The organism is Luteimonas arsenica (assembly GCF_004352825.1).
GTDB classification, from domain to species: domain Bacteria; phylum Pseudomonadota; class Gammaproteobacteria; order Xanthomonadales; family Xanthomonadaceae; genus Luteimonas; species Luteimonas arsenica.
Window position 1 is genome coordinate 813,226 of the sequence record NZ_SJRW01000002.1, and the last position, 19,608, is coordinate 832,833.

A 19,608-nucleotide genomic window follows, 5' to 3' on the forward strand; every position below is an offset into this window, starting at 1 on the left:
GCCCCCATGCCAGTGATGAAATTCAAGCCCACCTCTGCCGGTCGCCGCTCCGCGGTCCGCGTGGTCGCGCCCGAGCTGCACAAGGGTGCCCCGTACGCGCCGCTGGTCGAGAAGCAGAGCAAGACCGGTGGCCGCAACCACCACGGTCGCATCACCACCCGCCACATCGGTGGTGGCCACAAGCAGCACTACCGCATCATCGACTTCAAGCGCGACAAGGAAGGCATTCCGGCGCGCGTGGAGCGGATCGAGTACGACCCGAACCGCACCGCGCACATCGCGCTGCTGTGCTACGTCGATGGCGAGCGCCGCTACATCATCGCGCCGCGCGGCCTGAAGGCCGGCGACCAGGTGATCGCGGGCAACGACGCCCCGATCCGCGCCGGCAACACCCTGCCGCTGCGCAACATCCCGGTCGGTTCCACCGTGCACTGCATCGAGATGAAGCCGGGCAAGGGCGCCCAGATCGCCCGCGCCGCCGGCGCCGGCGTGCAGCTGGTGGCCCGCGAGGGCGTGTACGCCACGCTCCGCCTGCGTTCGGGCGAGATGCGCCGCGTGCCGGCCGAGTGCCGCGCCACCATCGGCGAAGTCGGCAACTCCGAGCACAACCTCGAGAAGCTGGGCAAGGCCGGTGCCAAGCGCTGGCGCGGCATCAAGCCGACCGTCCGCGGCGCGGCCATGAACCCGGTCGACCATCCGCACGGCGGTGGTGAGGCCAAGGCCGGCCAGGGCAACCCGCACCCGGTCACCCCGTGGGGCGTGCCGACCAAGGGCTACAAGACCCGCCATAACAAGCGGACGCAGCAGTTCATCGTGCGCGACCGCAGGAGCTGATAGACCATGGCACGTTCACTCAAGAAGGGCCCGTTCGTCGACCACCACCTCATCAAGAAGGTGGAAGCCGCGGGCAACACCAAGCGTCCGATCAAGACCTGGTCGCGCCGTTCGATGGTGCTGCCGGAGATGGTCGGTTTCACCATCGCCGTGCACAACGGCCGCAACCACGTTCCGGTGCTCGTCAACGAGAACATGGTCGGCCACAAGCTCGGCGAGTTCGCCCTGACCAGGACCTTCAAGGGTCATGGCGGCGACAAGAAGTCGCGTTAAGGAGATGACGATGGAAGCCAAGGCAATCCTGCGCACCGCGCGCATCTCCCCGCAGAAGGCCCGCCTGGTCGCCGACCAGGTCCGTGGCCTGTCGGCTGCCCGCGCCCTCGACCTGCTGAAGTTCAGCGACAAGAAGGCGGCGCACATGATCTACAAGGTCGTGTACTCGGCCACGTCGAACGCCGAGAACAACCTCGGTGCCGACGTCGACGAGCTCAAGGTCAAGACGATCATGGTCGACGAAGGCCCGACGCTGAAGCGCTTCATGGCGCGCGCCAAGGGTCGCGGCACGCGCATCCTCAAGCGCACCAGCCACATCACCGTCGTTGTCGGCGAGGGGAAGTAAGCATATGGGTCACAAAGTTCACCCCACCGGCATCCGCCTGGGCATCTCCAAGGACTGGAACTCCAAGTGGTACGCCGGCAAGAAGGAATACGCCGAGTACCTGGCTTCGGACCTGAAGGTCCGCGAGATGCTCCGCAAGAAGCTGGCCGCCGCCGGCATCAGCCGCATCATGATCGAGCGCCCCTCGAAGTCGGCCCGCGTCACGATCCACACCGCCCGCCCGGGCGTGGTGATCGGCAAGCGCGGCGAGGACATCGAGAAGCTGCGCAAGGAAGTCAGCGACATGATGGGCGTCCCGGCGCACATCAACGTCACCGAGGTCCGCAAGCCGGAACTCGACGCGCAGCTGGTCGCCGAGTCGATCGCGCAGCAGCTCGAGCGCCGCATCATGTTCCGCCGCGCGATGAAGCGCGCCGTCGGCAACGCGATGCGCCTGGGCGCGCTGGGCATCAAGGTCAACGTCGCCGGCCGCCTGAACGGCGCCGAGATCGCGCGTTCGGAGTGGTACCGCGAGGGTCGCGTGCCGCTGCACACGCTGCGCGCCGACGTGGACTACGGCTTTGCCGAGGCCAAGACGACCTACGGCATCATCGGAATCAAGACCTGGATCTACAAGGGCGAGATCTTCGACTTCGCCCAGGTTGGCCAGGAGAAGCAGGACGATTCGCCGCGTGGCGAGCGTGGCGACCGCGGTGACCGCGAGCGTCCGCGTGGCCCGCGCCGTGATCGCGAGGCGAGGGACTAAGTCATGCTGCAACCCAAGCGAACCAAATACCGCAAGATGCACAAGGGCCGCAACGACGGCCTGTCCTGGAACGGCAATGCCGTCAGCTTCGGCGAGTACGGCCTGAAGGCCACGCAGACCGGCCAGCTGACCGCCCGCCAGATCGAGGCCGCGCGCCGTGCCATCAGCCGCCACGTGAAGCGCGGCGGCAAGATGTGGATCCGCGTGTTCCCCGACAAGCCGATCACCAAGAAGCCGATCGAAGTCCGCATGGGCTCGGGCAAGGGCAACGTGGAGTACTGGGTGGCCCAGATCCAGCCCGGCCGCATGATCTACGAGATCGAGGGCGTCGACGAGGCGACCGCGCGCGAGGCCTTCCGCCTGGCCGCCGCCAAGCTCTCGGTGACCACCACTTTCGTGACCCGGACGGTGCGCTGATGGACATCAAGGAACTTCGCCAGAAGTCTTCGGACGAGCTGAAGGCGCACCTGCTGGAGCTGCAGAAGGAGCAGTTCTCGCTCCGCATGCAGAAGGCGACCGGCCAGCTCGCCAAGACCCACGACGCCCGCCGGGTTCGCCGCGAGATCGCTCGCGTCAACACCCTCCTCGGCGCCAAGCAGTAAGGACGGGCAGACATGACCGAAAATACCGAAAAGAAGCTGCGCACGGTCGAAGGCCGCGTCGTCAGCAACAAGATGGACAAGACCGTGACGGTGCTCGTGGAGCGCCAGGTCAAGCACGCGCTGTACGGCAAGTACATCCGCCGCTCGACCAAGCTGCACGCCCACGACGCCGAGAACTCCTGCAACGAGGGCGATACCGTCCGCGTGGTGGAGATCGCGCCGATGTCCAAGACCAAGAACTGGCGCGTCGTCGAAATCGTCGCACGCGCGGCTGAATAAGGAGGCTCCGAAATGATCCAGATGCAGAGCCACCTGGGCGTGGCCGACAACTCCGGCGCCAAGGAAGTGATGTGCATCAAGGTGCTGGGCGGCTCCAAGCGCCGTTACGCCGGCATCGGCGACATCATCAAGGTGTCCGTGAAGGACGCCATTCCGCGCGGCAAGGTCAAGAAGGGCGAGGTCTATGACGCCGTCGTGGTGCGCACCCGCAAGGGTGTCCGCCGTCCCGACGGTTCGCTGATCCGCTTCGACGGCAACGCCGCCGTGCTGCTGAACAACAAGCAGGAGCCGATCGGCACCCGCATCTTCGGGCCCGTGACCCGCGAGCTGCGCTCCGAGAAGTTCATGAAGATCGTCTCGCTCGCACCCGAAGTGCTCTGAGCCGGTCGAAGAGGAAACCGACATGAACCGCATCAAGAAGGGTGACCGCGTCGTCGTCACCGCCGGCAAGGACAAGGGCAAGCAGGGCGAAGTCGTCCGCGTGCTCGGCGACAAGGTCGTCGTGTCCAACATCAACATCATCAAGCGCCACACCAAGCCCAACCCCCAGGCCAACCAGCCGGGCGGCGTGGTCGAGCGCGAGGCGCCGATCGACGCGTCGAACGTGATGCACTTCAACCCTGCCTCGGGCAAGGGCGAGCGCATCGGAACCAAGGTCCTCGAGGATGGACGCCGCGTACGCGTGTTCCGCTCGAGTGGTGAGGCGATTGACGCCTGAGGAATGTGAAATGACCACCCGTCTGGAAAAGTTCTACAAGGAAGAAGTGGTGCCGAAGCTCACCGAGCAGTTCGGCTACACCAATCCGATGCAGGTCCCGCGCCTGACCAAGATCACGCTCAACATGGGCGTGGGCGAGGCCGCGGCGAACAAGAAGGTGCTCGAGAACGCCACCGCCGACATGGGCAAGATCTCCGGCCAGAAGCCGCTGGTCACCAAGTCGCGCGTGTCGGTCGCCTCGTTCAAGATCCGCGACGGCTGGCCGATCGGCTGCAAGGTCACGCTGCGCCGCGCGCACATGTACGAGTTCTTCGATCGCCTGATCAACGTGGCCCTGCCGCGCGTCCGCGACTTCCGCGGCGTGTCGGGCCGTTCCTTCGATGGCCGTGGCAACTACAACATGGGCATCAAGGAGCAGATCATCTTCCCGGAGATCGACTTCGACCAGGTCGACGCGCTGCGTGGCATGGACATCGCCATCACCACCACCGCCAAGACCAACGAGGAAGCCCGCGCCCTGCTCGAGGCCTTCCGCTTCCCGTTCCGCAACTGACCGGACAAGACACATGGCCAAGACCTCAATGATCAACCGCGAAGCGAAGCGCGCGAAGCTGGCGAAGAAGTTCGCCGCCAAGCGCGACGAGCTGAAGAAGATCGTCAGCAGCGAGTCGGCGAGCTACGAAGAGAAGATGGATGCGGTGGTCAAGCTGCAGAAGCTTCCCCGCGACTCCTCGCCCTCGCGCCAGACCACGCGCTGCGCCCTGACCGGCCGCCCGCGCGCGGTCTACAGCAAGTTCGGCCTGGGCCGCAACATGCTGCGCAAGGCGACCATGAACGGCGACGTTCCCGGCCTGCGCAAGGCCAGCTGGTAAGCAGTTACACCCGGCCCCCGCGGGCCGGTTCCAACGAATTCGCAATCCCGCGGATATCGGTGCACTCAAAGGCAATTATCAATGAGCATGACTGATCCCATCGCCGATATGCTGACCCGCATGCGCAATGCGGCGGCCGTCGGCAAGCCGACGGTGAAGATGCCGTCGTCCAAGACCAAGGTGGCCATCGCCAAGGTGCTGCAGGACGAGGGTTACATCACCGGCGCGCGCGTGACCGAGAACGGCGCCAAGGCCGAGCTCGAGATCGAGCTGAAGTACTACGAAGGCCGCCCGGTCATCGAGCGCATGCAGCGCGTTTCGCGCTCGGGCCTGCGCCACTACCGCGGCAAGGCCGACCTGCCGAAGGTCCTCAACGGCCTCGGCATCGCCATCATTTCCACCTCGAAGGGCATCATGACCGATTCGCAGGCGCGCCAGCAGGGCGTCGGCGGCGAGGTCCTGTGCTTCGTGGCCTAAGGGAGGAACCGCAATGTCCCGAGTTGCCAAGAAGCCGATCGCCCTCCCGAAGGGCGTCGAACTGAAGGTCCAGGACGGCACCATCGCCGCCAAGGGCGCGAAGGGCTCGCTGTCGATGGCGATGCCGGCCGGCGTCGAGTTCAACATGGAGGACGGCCAGGCCGTCCTGTCGCCGGCGACACCGGGCGACATGGCCATCACCGGCACCATGCGCGCGATCATCGCCAACATGGTGAAGGGCGTCTCCGAGGGCTTCGAGCGCAAGCTCGAACTGGTCGGCGTCGGCTACCGTGCCGCCATGCAGGGCCAGGACCTGAACCTGTCGCTGGGCTTCTCCCATCCGGTGCTGTTCAAGACGCCGGCGGGGATCACCATCACCACGCCGACCCAGACCGAGATCGTGGTCAGCGGCGCGGACAAGCAGGTCGTCGGCGAAGTCGCCGCCAAGATCCGCGGCTACCGCCCGCCGGAGCCGTACAAGGGCAAGGGCGTCAAGTACGCCGGCGAGAACATCATCCGCAAGGAAGCCAAGAAGGCCTAAGCCGGCCTTCAGCTTTCGGAGAACAAGACCATGCAGAAGAAGATTGCCCGCCTGCGCCGCGCCAAGTCCACGCGCGCGCACATCCGCGAACTCGGCGTGCCGCGCCTGTCGGTGCTGCGCACCGGCCAGCACCTGTACGCCCAGCTGTTCAACGCCGACGGCTCCAAGGTCCTGGCTGCGGCCAGCACCACCCAGGCCGAGGTCCGCGAGGGCCTGAAGAACGGCAAGAACACCGAGGCCGCCGCCAAGGTCGGTCGTGCCATCGCCGAGAAGGCCAAGGCCGCCGGCATCGACACGGTTGCTTTCGATCGCTCCGGTTACAGGTATCATGGGCGGATCAAGGCCCTGGCCGACGCCGCGCGCGAAGGCGGCCTCCAGTTCTGAGTTGAAAAGGGTGGGGCACCGTCCCCACCCATGCCACCTGCCGATGCGGGCTGCATCGGACGCCTCCCGGCTTCTGCCCGGGAACGTGGTCCACCGATCCATCCAACAACCATAAGCGGCGCCCAGCCGTACATCCCTCAACAACACAGGCAGCATCGAAATGGCAGAAGATCGCGCTCCGCGCGGCCGCGACCGCGACCGCAACAACCGCGAAGAAATCGACGACGGCATGATCGAGAAGCTGATCGCGGTCAACCGCGTCAGCAAGACCGTCAAGGGTGGTCGCCAGTTCACCTTCACCGCGCTGACCGTGGTCGGCGACGGCGCCGGCAAGGTCGGCTTCGGCTACGGCAAGGCCCGCGAGGTCCCGGTCGCCATCCAGAAGTCGATGGAGCAGGCCCGCCGCAACATGGCCACCGTCGAGCTCAACGGCGGCACGCTGTTCCACACCGTGAAGGCCGGCCACGGCGCCGCCCGCGTGTTCATGCAGCCCGCGTCCGAAGGTACCGGCGTGATCGCCGGTGGCGCCATGCGCGCCGTGCTCGAGGCCGTCGGCGTGAAGGACGTGCTGGCCAAGGCCGTCGGCTCGCGCAACCCGATCAACCTCGTCCGCGCCACGGTCAAGGGCCTGGCCGGCATGCACTCGCCGGGCGCCATTGCCGCCAAGCGTGGCAAGAAGGTGGAGGACATCCTCAATGGCTAAGAACGAAGCCGGCAACGGCACCGTGAAGGTGCGCCTGGTCAAGGGCCTGCGCGGCTCCCAGGCCAAGCACCGCCTGTCCGTCAAGGCCCTGGGCCTGGGCAAGCTCAACTCCGTGCGTGAACTGAAGGACAGCCCGCAGGTCCGCGGCCTGATCAACAAGGTCCACTACCTGGTCCGGGTCGAGGAATAAGCACATGAAGCTCAACACCATGCAGCCCGCAGAGGGCGCCCGCACCGAGCGCAAGCGCGTCGGCCGCGGCATCGGCTCCGGCCTCGGCAAGACCGCCGGTCGCGGCCACAAGGGTTCCTTCGCCCGTTCGGGCAAGGGCAAGATCAAGGCCGGCTTCGAAGGCGGCCAGATGCCGCTGCGCAAGCGCCTGCCGAAGGTCGGCTTCCGCTCGCGCATCGCCGGCGACACCGCCGAGGTCATGCTGTACCAGCTCGACCGCCTGGAGGGCGACATCGATTTCGCCGCCCTGCGCGCCGCGAAGCTGGTGCCGGCCACGGCCAAGCGCGCCAAGATCGTGAAGAAGGGCGACGTCTCGAAGAAGCTCGTGCTGAAGGGCGTGCTGGCCACGGCCGGTGCCCGCGCGGCCATCGAGGCCGCCGGCGGCAAGGTCGAGGAGTAAGCAACGCATGGCACGAAGCGGCGGCGCAATGGGTGGCATGGCGGGGCTCGGCAAGTTCACCGAGCTGCGCCAGCGCCTGCTGTTCGTCCTCGGGGCGCTGATCGTCTATCGCATCGGTTGCTACATCCCGGTGCCGGGCGTCAATCCTGATGCCATGCTCCGCCTGATGGAGCAGACCGAAGGCACCATCGTGGACATGTTCAACATGTTCTCCGGTGGTGCCCTCGAGCGCTTCAGCCTGTTCGCGCTGAACGTGATCCCCTACATCTCGGCCTCGATCGTCATCCAGCTGCTGGTGCAGATCGTGCCGAGCCTGAAGGCGATCCAGAAGGAGGGCGAATCCGGCCGCCGTCGCATCACCCAGTGGTCGCGCATCGGTGCGATCCCGCTGGCGATCTTCCAGGCCGCCGGCATCGCGACCATGCTGCAGAGCCAGGGCGTGGCCTATGCCCCGGGCCTGGGCTTCGTGCTCACCGCGATCATCGCGCTGACCGCGGGCACCATGTTCCTGGTCTGGCTGGGCGAGCAGGTGACCGAGCGCGGCGTCGGCAACGGCGTCTCGCTGATCATCTTCGCCGGCATCGTGGCGGGCCTGCCGAGCGCGATCATCACCACCTTCGAGGCCGCCCGCAACGGCGACATGAGCCCGATCTCGGTGATCCTGATCGTGGTCCTGGTGCTGGCCTTCACCTACTTCGTGGTGTTCGTCGAGCGCGGCCAGCGCCGGATCACGGTGAACTACGCGCGCCGCCAGGGCGGTCGCAACGCGTACATGAACCAGAGCTCCTTCCTGCCGCTCAAGCTCAACATGGCGGGCGTGATCCCGGCGATCTTCGCTTCCTCGATCATCATGTTCCCGGCCACCGCCTCGACCTGGTTCAGCCAGGCCGGCCAGGCGAACTGGCTGATGCGGGTGAGCCAGGCCCTGTCGCCGGGCGAGCCGCTGTACATCCTGCTGTACGCGGGCCTGATCGCGGGCTTCACCTTCTTCTACACGGCCCTGGTCTTCAACTCCCAGGAAACCGCGGACAACCTGAAGAAGTCCGGCGCGCTGATCCCCGGCATCCGTCCGGGCAAGGCGACGGCCGACTACATCGACGGCGTGCTGACGCGGCTCACCGCGGCCGGCGCCGCCTATCTGGTGCTGGTCTGCCTGCTGCCCGAATTCATGCGCGGCGAGCTGAATGCGTCGTTCTACTTTGGTGGCACGTCGCTGCTGATCGTGGTGGTGGTGGTGATGGACTTCATTTCCCAGATCCAGGCCCACCTGATGTCGCACCAGTACGAGAGCCTCCTGAAGAAGGCCAACCTCAAGGGTGGCACGCGCGGCCTGCCGCGCGGCTGAAGATTCAAGACGGATCCCGGGCACCCGGCCTTGCCGGAACCGCCACGGGATCCATGGCCCGACCGCTTCGCGGCCGGGTCTTGATGGGCGACCTGCGCGGCGGTCCCGCACGCAGGTGGTTCCAGGGCCAGTCCCGGCGCCAGAGTAGCGCCGGGCGGGCAGGACCCCGGAAGGGGTCCGGTCCAGCCGGGAACCGTCGCCGGAGCATGGGCACACTCCCCATGCCGGGCCGGTCGGACGCCTTTGGCGGCCGCGGGCTTCCATGGACCCCGGGACCCTGATACAATTTCTTGTTCACTGCGCCGGATCACCCGTCCGGCCGCCCCAAACAGTTGGAGATCCGCGCATGGCGCGTATTGCAGGTGTCAACCTGCCTGCCCAGAAGCACGTCTGGGTCGGGCTGCAAAGCATCTACGGCATCGGCCGTACCCGTTCGAAGCTCGTCTGCGACGCCGCCGGCGTGGCCTCGAACACCAAGATCCGCGACCTGTCGGAGCCGGAAGTCGAGCGCCTGCGCTCGGAAGTCGGCAAGTACGTGGTCGAGGGCGACCTGCGTCGCGAGGTCGGCATGGCCATCAAGCGTCTGATGGACCTGTCCTGCTACCGCGGCCTGCGCCATCGTCGTGGCCTCCCGCTGCGCGGCCAGCGCACCCGGACCAATGCCCGTACCCGCAAGGGTCCGCGCAAGGCCATCAGGAAATAAGGAACAAAGACCATGGCCAAGCCGGCAGCAAAGGCGAAGAAGAAGATCAAGCGCGTCGTCACCGACGGCATTGCGCACGTCCATGCTTCGTTCAACAACACCATCGTGACCATCACCGACCGCCAGGGCAACGCGCTGTCGTGGGCGACTTCGGGCGGCGCGGGCTTCCGCGGTTCGCGCAAGTCCACCCCGTTCGCGGCCCAGGTCGCCGCCGAGAAGGCCGGCAAGGCCGCCCTCGACTACGGTGTGAAGTCGCTTGAAGTCCGCATCAAGGGCCCGGGCCCGGGCCGCGAGTCGGCCGTCCGCTCGCTCAACAACGTGGGCTACAAGATCACCAACATCATCGACGTGACGCCGATCCCGCACAACGGGTGCCGTCCGCCGAAGAAGCGTCGCGTCTAAGGGGGCGATAAGAAATGGCTCGTTATATCGGTCCCACCTGCAAGCTCGCCCGCCGCGAAGGCGCCGACCTCTCCCTGAAGTCGCCCGCCCGCGCGCTCGACTCGAAGTGCAAGCTGGAGCAGAAGCCCGGCCAGCACGGCGCCGGCACCGGCGCGCGTCGCAGCAAGCTCTCCGACTACGCCGTCCAGCTGCGCGAGAAGCAGAAGGTCAAGCGTATCTACGGCCTGCTGGAGCGCCAGTTCCGCAACTACTACAAGAAGGCCTCGACCAAGAAGGGCAACACGGGTGAGAACCTGCTGCAGCTCCTCGAGACCCGGCTCGACAACGTCGTCTACCGCATGGGCTTCGCGGTCACCCGCCCGGCGGCCCGCCAGCTGGTTTCGCACCGTGGCGTGACGGTCAACGGCAAGTCCGTGAACCTGCCGTCCTACCAGGTCAAGGCCGGCGACGCGATCGCCCTGTCCGAGAAGGCCCAGAAGCAGATGCGCGTCCAGGAGGCCCTGACGGTGTCCTCCACCATGGACCTGTCGCCGTCCTGGGTCGAGGTCGACTCGAAGAAGTTCAGCGGCGTGTTCAAGGCGATCCCGGATCGCGGCGACCTGCCGGCGGACATCAACGAAGCGCTGATCGTCGAGCTGTACTCGAAGTAATTCACCCGGCCCGCCGGCCCCCTCCGGCAGGCCCCAGGAGACACCAAACATGACGGTTACCGCCAACCAGGTCCTGCGCCCGCGTGGCCCCCAGATCGAGCGCATCACCGGCAACCGCGCCAAGGTCGTGATCGAGCCGCTGGAGCGCGGCTACGGCCATACGCTCGGCAACGCCCTGCGCCGCGTGCTGCTGTCGTCGATCCCCGGCTTCGCCATCACCGAGGTCGAGATCGACGGCGTGCTGCACGAATACAGCACCATCGAAGGCCTGCAGGAAGACGTGCTCGAGGTGCTGCTCAACCTCAAGGACGTCGCCATCCGCATGGGCACCGGCGACAGCTCGACGCTCACCCTGGCCAAGTCCGGCCCGGGCGTCGTCACCGCCGCCGACATCAAGACCGACCACAACGTCGAAGTGCTCAACGGCGAGCACGTGATCTGCCATCTGACCAAGGATGCGTCGATCAACATGCGCCTGAAGATCGAGCGTGGCTTCGGCTACCAGCCGGCCGCTGCGCGCCGCCGCCCGGACGAGGAGACCCGCGCCATCGGTCGCCTGATGCTGGACGCGTCGTTCTCGCCGGTCCGCCGCGTGGCCTATGAAGTCGAGGCCGCCCGCGTCGAACAGCGCACCGACCTCGACAAGCTGGTGCTCGACATCGAGACCAACGGCACGATCGACGCCGAGGAAGCCGTGCGCACCGCCGCCGACATCCTCACCGACCAGCTCAGCGTCTTCGGCGATTTCACCCGCCGCGAGGGCAATGCGCCCAAGACCCAGACGCCGGGCGTGGATCCGGTGCTGCTGCGCCCGATCGACGACCTCGAGCTGACGGTGCGTTCGGCCAACTGCCTCAAGGCCGAGAGCATCTACTACATCGGCGACCTGATCCAGAAGACGGAAGTCGAACTGCTCAAGACCCCGAACCTCGGCAAGAAGTCGCTCACCGAGATCAAGGAAGTGCTGGCCCAGCGTGGCCTTTCGCTCGGCATGAAGCTCGAGAACTGGCCGCCGGCCGGCGTCTCGGCGCACGGCATGCTCGGCTAAGACTAGACAGACAGGAACCAAGACCATGCGCCACCAGAAAGCCGGCCGCAAGTTCAGCCGCACCAGCGCCCACCGCGATGCCATGTTCACCAACATGGCCGCGTCGCTGCTCAAGCACGAGCTGATCAAGACCACGCTCCCGAAGGCCAAGGAGCTCCGCCGCGTCGCCGAGCCGCTGATCACCATGGGCAAGACCGACGGCGTCGCCAACCGCCGCCTGGCCTTCTCGCGCCTGCGCGACAAGGAAGCCGTGGGCAAGCTGTTCGTCGAGCTGGGCCCGCGCTACCGCGAGCGTCCGGGCGGCTACCTCCGCATCCTCAAGTGCGGTTTCCGCGACGGCGACAATGCGCCGATGGCCTATGTCGAGCTCGTCGACCGGCCGCAGGCGGCCGCGGAGTAATCCGACGGCATTGCTGCACGCACGAACCCCGGCCTCCGCGTCGGGGTTTTTGCTATCTTGGCGTCCGTTTCGCCCGAGCCCGCAAATGAGCCTGAACCCCTTCAGCTGGACCTTCCGCAGCCAGTGCCTGGCCGGCTTCGCAATCTGCGCGGCGCTGATCGGCTTCGCGATCTTCTCCCAGTTCGCCTGGGGCCTGGAGCCGTGCCCGCTGTGCATCTTCCAGCGCATCGCCTTCGCGGCGCTGGCCCTGGTGTTCCTGCTCGCGGGCCTGCACGCGCCGCGCGGCGCCGGCGCCAGGGCGTTCTACGGCGTGTTCGGCTTCCTGGCCGCGGCCGTGGGCATGGCGATCGCCGGCCGCCACGTCTGGATCCAGCTCAATCCGCCGGAGATCCCGGGCTGCGGGCCGCCGCTGTCGTTCATGCGCGAGACCATGTCCACCAGCAACGTGATCCGCAAGGTGCTGACCGGCAGCGGCGATTGCGGCACCATCGACTGGACCTTCCTCGGCCTGTCGATGCCGGCCTGGAGCCTGGTCTGGTTCGTGATCCTCGGGCTGTTCTTCCTGGTCATCGGCTTCAGGGCGCGCAGGCGCGGCCAGCGCTGAGGCATTGCACACATCCGCCGCGGGGCGGATGATGGCTGCTCGCTGCACTGCAACAACGAACGAGCCCCGATGTCCGCCAACGAACGCAACCTCCGCCCCGTGAGCCTGCCCGACGATTGGAACCCGGGCAGCTGGCGCGGGCGCACGGCGCTGCAGATGCCGGTCTATCCGGATGCCACGGAGCTGGCCGGCGTCCAGGACGAGCTGCGCGCGTTGCCGCCGCTGGTGACGTCGTGGGAGATCCAGACGCTGAAGCAGCAGCTGGCCGACGCCCAGGAAGGGAAGCGCTTCCTGCTCCAGGGCGGCGACTGCGCGGAGAACTTCGCGGACTGCAGCTCCGCGGTGATTTCCAACCGCCTCAAGGTGCTGCTGCAGATGAGCCTGGTGCTGGTCCACGGCCTGCGCCAGCCGGTGGTGCGCGTGGGCCGCTTCGCGGGCCAGTACGCCAAGCCGCGCTCGGCCGACACCGAGACCCGTGGCGATACCACGCTGCCGAGCTATCGCGGCGACATCATCAACGGCCCGGAGTTCAGTGCGAAGGCGCGCATCCCCGACCCGCGGCGCATGGTCAAGGCGCACGCGCGCTCGGCGATGACGATGAACTTCGTGCGTGCCCTGGTTGACGGCGGTTTCGCTGACCTGCACCACCCGGAGTACTGGGACCTGGGCTGGGTCACGCATTCGCCGCTGGCGCACGAGTACCAGCGCATGGTCGCCAACATCGGCGAGGCCGTGCGCTTCATGGAAACGCTGTCGGGCAACGAGGTGCACAACCTCAACCGCGTCGACTTCTTCACCTCGCACGAGGCGCTGCTGCTGCCCTACGAGGAGGCGCTGACCCGCCAGGTGCCGCGGCAGTGGGGCTGGTACAACCTCAGCACCCACTTCCCGTGGATCGGCATGCGCACCGCCGCCGTCGATGGTGCCCACGCCGAGTACTTCCGCGGTATCCGCAACCCGGTCGCGGTCAAGGTCGGCCCGACGGTGGCGCCGGACGACCTGCTGCGGGTGATCGACCTGCTCAATCCGGACGACGAGCCCGGGCGCCTGGGCCTGATCTGCCGCATGGGCGCGGGCAAGGTCGCCGAGCGCCTGCCGCCATTGCTGGAAGCGGTTCGCCGGGAGGGCCGCCGCGTGCTGTGGATCTGCGACCCCATGCACGGCAACACCGAAGCGACGAGCAACGGCTACAAGACCCGCCGCTTCGACAACATCCGCAGCGAGATCGAGCAGAGCTTCGACCTGCACGCGGCCGCGGGCACGCGCCTGGGCGGCGTCCATCTTGAGCTGACCGGGGAGGATGTCACCGAATGCACCGGCGGCGCCCGCGACCTCAGCGAAGCCGACCTCGAGCGCGCCTACCGCTCGACGGTGGATCCGCGGCTCAACTACGAGCAGTCGCTGGAGATCGCGATGGCGATCGTGCGCAAGCACGCGCAGCTGAAGCCGCCGGTCAGCGTCTGAGCCGATCGCCCGGTCGCTCCGGGCGGCGTGCCGAGGCCCCTCAGAACAGCTGCGCCTGCTCCGGCTTAACCGGCAGCGCCGTGCCTGTGAGCGGCCATTCCGCCAGCGGCTCGTAGCGGCCGCCGGGGTTGAACAGCAGTTCAAAGCGGTCGACGTGCACTTCGCCGATCCCGCAGTCGATGCCGTCCAGCCAGGGCTGTCCGGGCAGGTGCCTGTCGAGGTAGGCAAGGGTCACGTGCGGCTGCGTGGTGACCTGCAGCGGGCGGATGCCGCAGCGACGGATCGCGCCGCGGGTCGCATCGCACAGGGCCTGCAGGGCAGGGCAGTCGTGCGGCAGCGCGACCACCACGCCCGACTGCGGCCAGTAGGCCATGCGCTCGACGGTGAAGGCGTGCGGAGGGATGTGCCCCGCCACATCGGCCAGCGCTGCGTGCAGCGCCGGCGTCACCAGGTCCAGCAGGTCGTAGCCGATGAAGCACAGCGTGGCATGCCACTGGTCCGGGCGCCGCGGCTGCAGCCGTGGTGCGCCCTCGGGATGCGCGTCGCGCAGCCTGGCCGCCAGCGCGGCCAGGCGTTCACGCCCGTCGGCGTCTGGCCGCCAGCCCGGGAACAGCGCCCGGCTCACGCCGCGCGGCTGGCCCGCTTGCGGTCGGTCTCGGTGCGCAGCTTCTTGCGCAGGCGGATCTGCTTCGGCGTGACCTCGACCAGCTCGTCGTCGTCGATGAACTCCAGCGCCTGCTCCAGCGAGAACCTGATCGGCGGGATCAGGCCCTCGTCCTTGTCGCTGCCGGCGGCGCGGAAATTGGTCAGCTGCTTGCCACGCAGGGCGTTCACGGTCAGGTCGTTGTCCTTGGCGTTGACGCCCAGGATCTGGCCCTCGTAGATCTCCTCGCCCGGCTCGATGAACAGCCGGCCGCGCTCCTGCATGGCGATCTGCGCATAGGCCGGCGAGGGGCCGGTACCGTTGGAGATCAGCACGCCGTTGTTGCGCTGGCCGATGTCGCCGTCGGCCTTCGGCCCGTAGTGGTCGAAGACGTGGAACAGCAGGCCGGTGCCGGCGGTGAGCGTCTTGAACTCGGTCTGGAAGCCGATCAGGCCGCGCGCCGGGATGATGTAGTCCAGGCGCACGCGGCCCTTGCCGTCGGGCTCCATGTTCTGCAGCAGCGCCTTGCGCTCGCCCAGGCGACCCATGACGCCCCCCTGGTACTGCTCGTCCATGTCCACGACCAGCGACTCGTAGGGCTCCTGCATCACGCCGTCGATCTGGCGCACGATGACCTCGGGGCGCGACACCGCCAGTTCGTAGCCCTCGCGGCGCATGTTCTCGATCAGGATCGACAGGTGCAGCTCGCCGCGGCCGGAGACCTTGAATTTGTCGGCATCGGCGGTGTCCTCGACCTTCAGCGCGACGTTGTGCGCGGTCTCGCGGGTCAGGCGGTCGCGCAGCTGGCGGCTGGTGAGGAACTTGCCGCCGGAGCGGTCCTTGACGCCGGCAAACGGCGAATCGTTGACCTGGAAGGTCATCGAGATCGTCGGCTCGTCGACGGTCAGCACCGGCAGCTGCTCGACCGCGGACGGATCGCACAGGGTGTCGGAGATACCGATGCCCTCGATGCCGGAGAAGGCGATGATGTCGCCGGCCTGGGCCTCGGCCACTTCCACGCGCTCCAGGCCCATGAAGCCCAGCACCTGCAGCACCTTGGCGTTGCGGGTCTTGCCGTCGGCGGCGACCACGGTCACCTGCTGGTTGGTCTTCACCTTGCCGCGCTGGATGCGGCCCACGCCGATCACGCCGACGTAGTTGTTGTAGTCCAGCGAGGTCACGCGCATCTGGAAGGGGCCGTCCGGGTCGACCGGCGGCGCCGGGACGTGGTCGCAGATGGCCTCGAACAGGGGAGTCATGTCGCCTTCGCGCACCGTGTCCTCGAGGCCGGCGAAGCCCTGCAGGCCGGAGGCGTAGACGGTGTGGAAGTCGAGCTGGTCGTCGTTGGCGCCCAGGCGGTCGAACAGGTCGAAGGTCTGGTCCAGCACCCAGCTCGGGCGGGCGCCCGGGCGGTCGACCTTGTTCACCACCACGATCGGCTTGAAGCCCATTGCGAAGGCCTTCTGGGTCACGAAGCGGGTCTGCGGCATCGGGCCGTCCATGGCGTCGACCAGGACCAGCACCGAATCGACCATCGACAGCACGCGCTCGACCTCGCCGCCGAAGTCGGCGTGGCCCGGGGTGTCGACGATGTTGATGCGCCAGACCTCGCCGGTCTTGGGATGGGTCCAGCGGATCGCGGTGTTCTTCGAGAGGATGGTGATCCCGCGTTCCTTCTCGATGTCGTTGCTGTCCATGACCCGTTCGGGGACGACGGCGCGCTCGTCCAGGGTTCCGGACTGCTTGAGCAGCTGGTCGACGAGGGTGGTCTTGCCGTGGTCGACGTGGGCGACGATGGCGATGTTGCGCAGGCGTTCGATGGACATCGGGAAAGCCGCACCTCGTGCCTTCTTGGGGCAGGGCGCGTGGGACCTTTTTTAGGGAAGCCGGACATTATACTGCCCCGCGGCCCATGCCAGAAGTGTTGCAAAGCCGGAATACGGCTCCACTTCAGGTCCGTGGCCGGCCGCGGGCCCCGTGGCCCGGCCTCCAGCCCTTCCCCAGCCCCACCAGGAATCCCCAAATGTCCCTGAACGCCGTTTTCGATACCGACCGTGGCCAGATCAAGGTCGAGCTCTACCCCGACAAGGCCCCGCTGACCGTGGCCAGCTTCGTGAACCTGGCCCGCAAGGGCTTCTACGACGGCCTGAGCTTCCACCGCGTGATCCCGGACTTCATGATCCAGGGCGGCTGCCCCAAGGGCACCGGCACCGGCGGCCCCGGCTACAAGTTCGAGGACGAGACCGGCAACGGCATCCGCCACGAGCGCGGCGTGCTGTCCATGGCCAACGCCGGCCCCAACACCAACGGCAGCCAGTTCTTCATCACCCACATCAAGACCGACTGGCTGGACGGCAAGCACACCGTATTCGGCAAGGTCACCGAGGGCCTGGAGGTGGTGGACGCCGTCAAGCAGGGCGATGCCATCAAGTCGGTGAAGATCGAAGGCGACGCCGAGGCCGCGCTGGCGGCCAAGGCCGACCGCGTCGCCGAATGGAACAAGGTGATGTCGGCCTGAGACCCGGCCCGGCCGGGGCGCGATGCTAGAATAAGCGGCTGCCGCGCGTCCCTGCGGGCAGCCGCACGCCGCGCCCCGACACCCCACACCCGAGGTTCCCGCAATGCCCCAGCTTGCCAAGCGGATGGCTCGCGCCAAGCCCAGCGCGATCATGGTCATCGCCGAGACGGCCCAGCGCCTGAAGGCCGAAGGCCGCGACGTCATCAGCTTCTCGATCGGCGTCCCCAACTTCCTGCCCGGCGACCACGTGTACGCCGCCGCGCGCAAGGCGCTCGACGCCGATTCCGGCCAGTACGGCAGCAACCGGGGTGCCAACGCGCTGCTCGACGCCTTCATCGGCCACCTCGGCCGCCTGGGCCTGGACGGTTACACCCGCGCCAACTGCTCCACCGGCGTCGGTGCCAAGCACATCCTCTACAACCTGGCCGAGGCGCTGCTGGAGGAGGGCGACGGCTTCGCCTTCGCCACGCCGTACTGGACCAGCTACATGGACATCGCCGAGATCGTCGGCGCCGATGTCCAGCTGCTGCCGTGCCCGCCCGAGCAGGACTACAAGCTGACCCCGGAACAGCTCGACGCCGCGCTGGCGAAGAAGCCGCGCGTGTTCCTGTTCAACAACCCGTCCAACCCGACGGGCATGGTCTACACGAAGGACGAGATCGCCGCCCTGGCCGACGTCATCGTGCGCCACCCCGACACCTGGATCATCACCGACGACATCTACAACTCGATGGTGTTCGACGGCGTGGGCTACCACAACTTCGTGCACGTCCGCCCGGAGCTGCGCGACCGCGTGATCTTCGTGGATTCGCTGTCCAAGACCTACGGCATGCCCGGCTGGCGCGTCGGCCTGATGGCCGGCCCGGAAGCGGTCGCGCAGGCGGTCACGATCCTCAATTCGAACCACATCACCAGCATTCCCGAGGTGGCGTCCGCCGCCGCCGCCGCCGCGTATGCCGGCCCGCAGGACGTGCCGGAGCAGCGCTGCGCCGAGTTCCAGGGCAAGCGAGACCAGGTCGTGGCCGCCCTCAACGCCATTCCGGGCGTGGTCTGCCCGGTGCCGCAGGGCGCCTTCTATGCCTTCCCCGACATCAGCTGCGCCTTCGGCAAGTCGCATTCGGGCAAGGTCATCAGCAACGACGTCGAGTTCTGCGCCGCCCTGCTCGAAGCCAAGGGCGTGGCCTGCGTGCCGGGCTCGGCCTTCGGCGAGCCGCGCGGCATGCGCATCAGCTACACCTGCCCGACGCCGCAGCTGGCCCCGGGCCTGGCGCGCATCCAGGAGTTCTTCGCGGAACTGTCCTGAGCACGCCGACGGCGGCCCGGCCCGATGTCCCGGCCGCCGCAAGCAGGGGCCGTCGCGCCCCGCACTTCCTTCCAGCCCCACGTATCCGGAGCCACCCCACATGAAGACCCCCGTCCGAGTTGCCGTCACCGGCGCCGCCGGCCAGATCGGCTACGCCCTCCTGTTCCGCATCGCCTCCGGCGAGATGCTGGGCAAGGACCAGCCCGTCATCCTGCAGCTGCTCGAGCTGCCGATGGAAAAGGCCCAGGCCGCGCTCAAGGGCGTGATGATGGAGCTCGAGGACTGCGCCTTTCCGCTGCTGGCGGGCATGGTCGGCACCGATGACCCGGAAGTGGCGTTCAAGGACGCCGACGTCGCCCTGCTGGTCGGCGCGCGTCCGCGCGGTCCGGGCATGGAGCGCAAGGACCTGCTGCTGGAGAACGCCAAGATCTTCACCGCCCAGGGCGCGGCGCTGAACAAGGTCGCTTCGCGCGACGTCAAGGTGCTGGTGGTCGGCAACCCGGCCAACACCAATGCCTACATCGCCATGAAGTCGGCCCCGGATCTGCCGGCGAAGAATTTCACCGCGATGCTGCGCCTGGACCACAACCGCGCGCTGAGCCAGCTCGCCAACAAGGCCGGCGTGGCCGTGGGCGACATCGAGAAGCTCATCGTCTGGGGCAACCACAGCCCGACCATGTACCCCGACTACCGCTTCGCCACGGTCAAGGGCGAGTCGCTGAAGGACCGCATCAACGATGCCGACTGGAACGCGAACGAGTTCATCCCGCAGGTCGGCAAGCGCGGCGCGGCGATCATCGAGGCTCGCGGCCTGTCCTCGGCGGCGTCCGCCGCCAATGCCGCCATCGACCACATCCGCGACTGGGTGCTGGGCTCGAACGGCAAGTGGGTGACCATGGGCGTGCCGTCCGACGGCAGTTACGGCATCCCCGAGGGCGTGATCTACGGCGTGGCCGTGACCACCGAAAACGGCGAGTACACCCGCGTCGAGGGCCTGGACGTCGATGAATTCAGCCGCGCGGCCATGGACAAGACCCTGGCCGAGCTCGAGGAAGAGCGCGCCGGCGTGGCCCACCTGCTGGGCTGAGCCTCTCCCTGCGGGGTTTGACCTGCGGTCGGATCTGG

30 protein-coding genes are annotated in these 19,608 nt (G+C 67.5%); 28 read left to right on the plus strand and 2 right to left on the minus strand.

Annotated elements, in window-relative coordinates; all coding sequences use genetic code 11:
* Positions 1 to 6: 6 nt before the first annotated feature.
* The 25 genes from rplB (at position 7) to E2170_RS11405 (ending at position 14,019) form a co-directional block, all read left to right on the plus strand.
* Positions 7 to 834, plus strand: coding sequence for a 50S ribosomal protein L2 (rplB, locus tag E2170_RS11285; protein ID WP_133000738.1), 828 nt, complete (start codon positions 7 to 9; stop codon positions 832 to 834).
* A 6-nt stretch (positions 835 to 840) separates the two neighbouring features.
* Positions 841 to 1,107, plus strand: a complete 267-nt coding sequence (rpsS, locus tag E2170_RS11290; RefSeq protein WP_133000739.1) for a 30S ribosomal protein S19 — start codon at positions 841 to 843, stop codon at positions 1,105 to 1,107.
* A gap of 10 nt (positions 1,108 to 1,117) precedes the next feature.
* Complete coding sequence (gene rplV / locus E2170_RS11295; RefSeq protein ID WP_133000740.1) at positions 1,118 to 1,453, plus strand: 50S ribosomal protein L22; 336 nt, start codon at positions 1,118 to 1,120, stop codon at positions 1,451 to 1,453.
* A gap of 4 nt (positions 1,454 to 1,457) precedes the next feature.
* Positions 1,458 to 2,198, plus strand: coding sequence for a 30S ribosomal protein S3 (gene rpsC, locus E2170_RS11300; RefSeq protein ID WP_133000741.1), 741 nt, complete (start codon positions 1,458 to 1,460; stop codon positions 2,196 to 2,198).
* Positions 2,199 to 2,201: 3 nt separating this feature from the next.
* A complete protein-coding gene (gene rplP / locus E2170_RS11305) occupies positions 2,202 to 2,615 on the plus strand; it encodes a 50S ribosomal protein L16 (protein ID WP_133000742.1) in 414 nt (137 codons plus the stop codon).
* Positions 2,615 to 2,800: a 50S ribosomal protein L29 gene (gene rpmC, locus E2170_RS11310; protein ID WP_133000743.1), complete on the plus strand. Its 186-nt coding sequence runs from the start codon at positions 2,615 to 2,617 to the stop codon at positions 2,798 to 2,800. Before rplP ends, rpmC begins: the two co-directional genes overlap by 1 nt.
* A gap of 12 nt (positions 2,801 to 2,812) precedes the next feature.
* Complete coding sequence (rpsQ, locus tag E2170_RS11315) at positions 2,813 to 3,079, plus strand: 30S ribosomal protein S17 (protein WP_133000744.1); 267 nt, start codon at positions 2,813 to 2,815, stop codon at positions 3,077 to 3,079.
* A gap of 12 nt (positions 3,080 to 3,091) precedes the next feature.
* Positions 3,092 to 3,460, plus strand: coding sequence for a 50S ribosomal protein L14 (rplN, locus tag E2170_RS11320; protein ID WP_132985262.1), 369 nt, complete (start codon positions 3,092 to 3,094; stop codon positions 3,458 to 3,460).
* Positions 3,461 to 3,482: 22 nt separating this feature from the next.
* On the plus strand, positions 3,483 to 3,797 hold the full coding sequence (gene rplX, locus E2170_RS11325; RefSeq protein ID WP_133000745.1) for a 50S ribosomal protein L24: 315 nt from the start codon (positions 3,483 to 3,485) through the stop codon (positions 3,795 to 3,797).
* A gap of 10 nt (positions 3,798 to 3,807) precedes the next feature.
* Entirely contained in the window at positions 3,808 to 4,350 is a 543-nt protein-coding gene (gene rplE, locus E2170_RS11330; RefSeq protein WP_133000746.1) for a 50S ribosomal protein L5, read from the plus strand.
* 13 nt (positions 4,351 to 4,363) lie between these two features.
* Entirely contained in the window at positions 4,364 to 4,669 is a 306-nt protein-coding gene (gene rpsN / locus E2170_RS11335; RefSeq protein ID WP_133000747.1) for a 30S ribosomal protein S14, read from the plus strand.
* 81 nt (positions 4,670 to 4,750) lie between these two features.
* Positions 4,751 to 5,146: a 30S ribosomal protein S8 gene (gene rpsH / locus E2170_RS11340; protein ID WP_133000748.1), complete on the plus strand. Its 396-nt coding sequence runs from the start codon at positions 4,751 to 4,753 to the stop codon at positions 5,144 to 5,146.
* A 13-nt stretch (positions 5,147 to 5,159) separates the two neighbouring features.
* Positions 5,160 to 5,687 carry a 50S ribosomal protein L6 gene (gene rplF / locus E2170_RS11345; RefSeq protein ID WP_133000749.1) on the plus strand — a complete coding sequence of 176 codons (528 nt, stop codon included), beginning with the start codon at positions 5,160 to 5,162 and terminating at the stop codon, positions 5,685 to 5,687.
* Positions 5,688 to 5,717: 30 nt separating this feature from the next.
* Positions 5,718 to 6,071, plus strand: a complete 354-nt coding sequence (gene rplR / locus E2170_RS11350; RefSeq protein WP_133000750.1) for a 50S ribosomal protein L18 — start codon at positions 5,718 to 5,720, stop codon at positions 6,069 to 6,071.
* Between the two features lie 160 nt (positions 6,072 to 6,231).
* The gene (gene rpsE, locus E2170_RS11355; protein WP_133000751.1) at positions 6,232 to 6,774 is read left to right on the plus strand and encodes a 30S ribosomal protein S5; all 543 of its coding nucleotides are present in this window, start codon (positions 6,232 to 6,234) and stop codon (positions 6,772 to 6,774) included.
* On the plus strand, positions 6,767 to 6,964 hold the full coding sequence (gene rpmD / locus E2170_RS11360) for a 50S ribosomal protein L30 (protein WP_133000752.1): 198 nt from the start codon (positions 6,767 to 6,769) through the stop codon (positions 6,962 to 6,964). The genes rpsE and rpmD overlap by 8 nt, the downstream gene beginning before the upstream one ends.
* Before the next feature lie 4 nt (positions 6,965 to 6,968).
* Positions 6,969 to 7,403 carry a 50S ribosomal protein L15 gene (rplO, locus tag E2170_RS11365; protein ID WP_133000753.1) on the plus strand — a complete coding sequence of 145 codons (435 nt, stop codon included), beginning with the start codon at positions 6,969 to 6,971 and terminating at the stop codon, positions 7,401 to 7,403.
* Positions 7,404 to 7,410: 7 nt separating this feature from the next.
* Positions 7,411 to 8,748, plus strand: coding sequence for a preprotein translocase subunit SecY (secY, locus tag E2170_RS11370; protein ID WP_133000754.1), 1,338 nt, complete (start codon positions 7,411 to 7,413; stop codon positions 8,746 to 8,748).
* Positions 8,749 to 9,094: 346 nt separating this feature from the next.
* Positions 9,095 to 9,451 (plus strand): 30S ribosomal protein S13, encoded by a 357-nt coding sequence (rpsM, locus tag E2170_RS11375; RefSeq protein ID WP_133000755.1) that lies wholly within the window; start codon positions 9,095 to 9,097, stop codon positions 9,449 to 9,451.
* A gap of 12 nt (positions 9,452 to 9,463) precedes the next feature.
* Positions 9,464 to 9,853 (plus strand): 30S ribosomal protein S11, encoded by a 390-nt coding sequence (gene rpsK / locus E2170_RS11380; protein WP_133000756.1) that lies wholly within the window; start codon positions 9,464 to 9,466, stop codon positions 9,851 to 9,853.
* A gap of 14 nt (positions 9,854 to 9,867) precedes the next feature.
* The gene (gene rpsD / locus E2170_RS11385) at positions 9,868 to 10,503 is read left to right on the plus strand and encodes a 30S ribosomal protein S4 (RefSeq protein ID WP_133000757.1); all 636 of its coding nucleotides are present in this window, start codon (positions 9,868 to 9,870) and stop codon (positions 10,501 to 10,503) included.
* Between the two features lie 49 nt (positions 10,504 to 10,552).
* On the plus strand, positions 10,553 to 11,551 hold the full coding sequence (locus tag E2170_RS11390) for a DNA-directed RNA polymerase subunit alpha (protein ID WP_133000758.1): 999 nt from the start codon (positions 10,553 to 10,555) through the stop codon (positions 11,549 to 11,551).
* A gap of 25 nt (positions 11,552 to 11,576) precedes the next feature.
* Positions 11,577 to 11,951, plus strand: a complete 375-nt coding sequence (gene rplQ, locus E2170_RS11395; RefSeq protein ID WP_133000759.1) for a 50S ribosomal protein L17 — start codon at positions 11,577 to 11,579, stop codon at positions 11,949 to 11,951.
* A gap of 91 nt (positions 11,952 to 12,042) precedes the next feature.
* Positions 12,043 to 12,555 carry a disulfide bond formation protein B gene (locus E2170_RS11400; protein WP_133001184.1) on the plus strand — a complete coding sequence of 171 codons (513 nt, stop codon included), beginning with the start codon at positions 12,043 to 12,045 and terminating at the stop codon, positions 12,553 to 12,555.
* 69 nt (positions 12,556 to 12,624) lie between these two features.
* Positions 12,625 to 14,019, plus strand: a complete 1,395-nt coding sequence (locus E2170_RS11405) for a class II 3-deoxy-7-phosphoheptulonate synthase (RefSeq protein WP_133000760.1) — start codon at positions 12,625 to 12,627, stop codon at positions 14,017 to 14,019.
* A gap of 40 nt (positions 14,020 to 14,059) precedes the next feature.
* Here E2170_RS11405 and E2170_RS11410 read toward each other — a convergent pair whose 3' ends face one another.
* A complete protein-coding gene (locus E2170_RS11410) occupies positions 14,060 to 14,644 on the minus strand; it encodes a 2'-5' RNA ligase family protein (protein WP_133000761.1) in 585 nt (194 codons plus the stop codon).
* Positions 14,641 to 16,488, minus strand: coding sequence for a translational GTPase TypA (gene typA / locus E2170_RS11415; protein WP_133000762.1), 1,848 nt, complete (start codon positions 16,486 to 16,488; stop codon positions 14,641 to 14,643). The genes E2170_RS11410 and typA overlap by 4 nt, the downstream gene beginning before the upstream one ends.
* Positions 16,489 to 16,685: 197 nt before the next feature.
* On the opposite strand from typA, the gene E2170_RS11420 reads away from it, so the two are divergent.
* The 3 genes from E2170_RS11420 (at position 16,686) to E2170_RS11430 (ending at position 19,570) form a co-directional block, all read left to right on the plus strand.
* On the plus strand, positions 16,686 to 17,180 hold the full coding sequence (locus E2170_RS11420; RefSeq protein WP_133000763.1) for a peptidylprolyl isomerase: 495 nt from the start codon (positions 16,686 to 16,688) through the stop codon (positions 17,178 to 17,180).
* Positions 17,181 to 17,283: 103 nt separating this feature from the next.
* On the plus strand, positions 17,284 to 18,483 hold the full coding sequence (locus tag E2170_RS11425; protein WP_133000764.1) for an aminotransferase class I/II-fold pyridoxal phosphate-dependent enzyme: 1,200 nt from the start codon (positions 17,284 to 17,286) through the stop codon (positions 18,481 to 18,483).
* A 100-nt stretch (positions 18,484 to 18,583) separates the two neighbouring features.
* A complete protein-coding gene (locus E2170_RS11430) occupies positions 18,584 to 19,570 on the plus strand; it encodes a malate dehydrogenase (RefSeq protein WP_133000765.1) in 987 nt (328 codons plus the stop codon).
* The last annotated feature ends 38 nt before the right edge of the window (positions 19,571 to 19,608 follow it).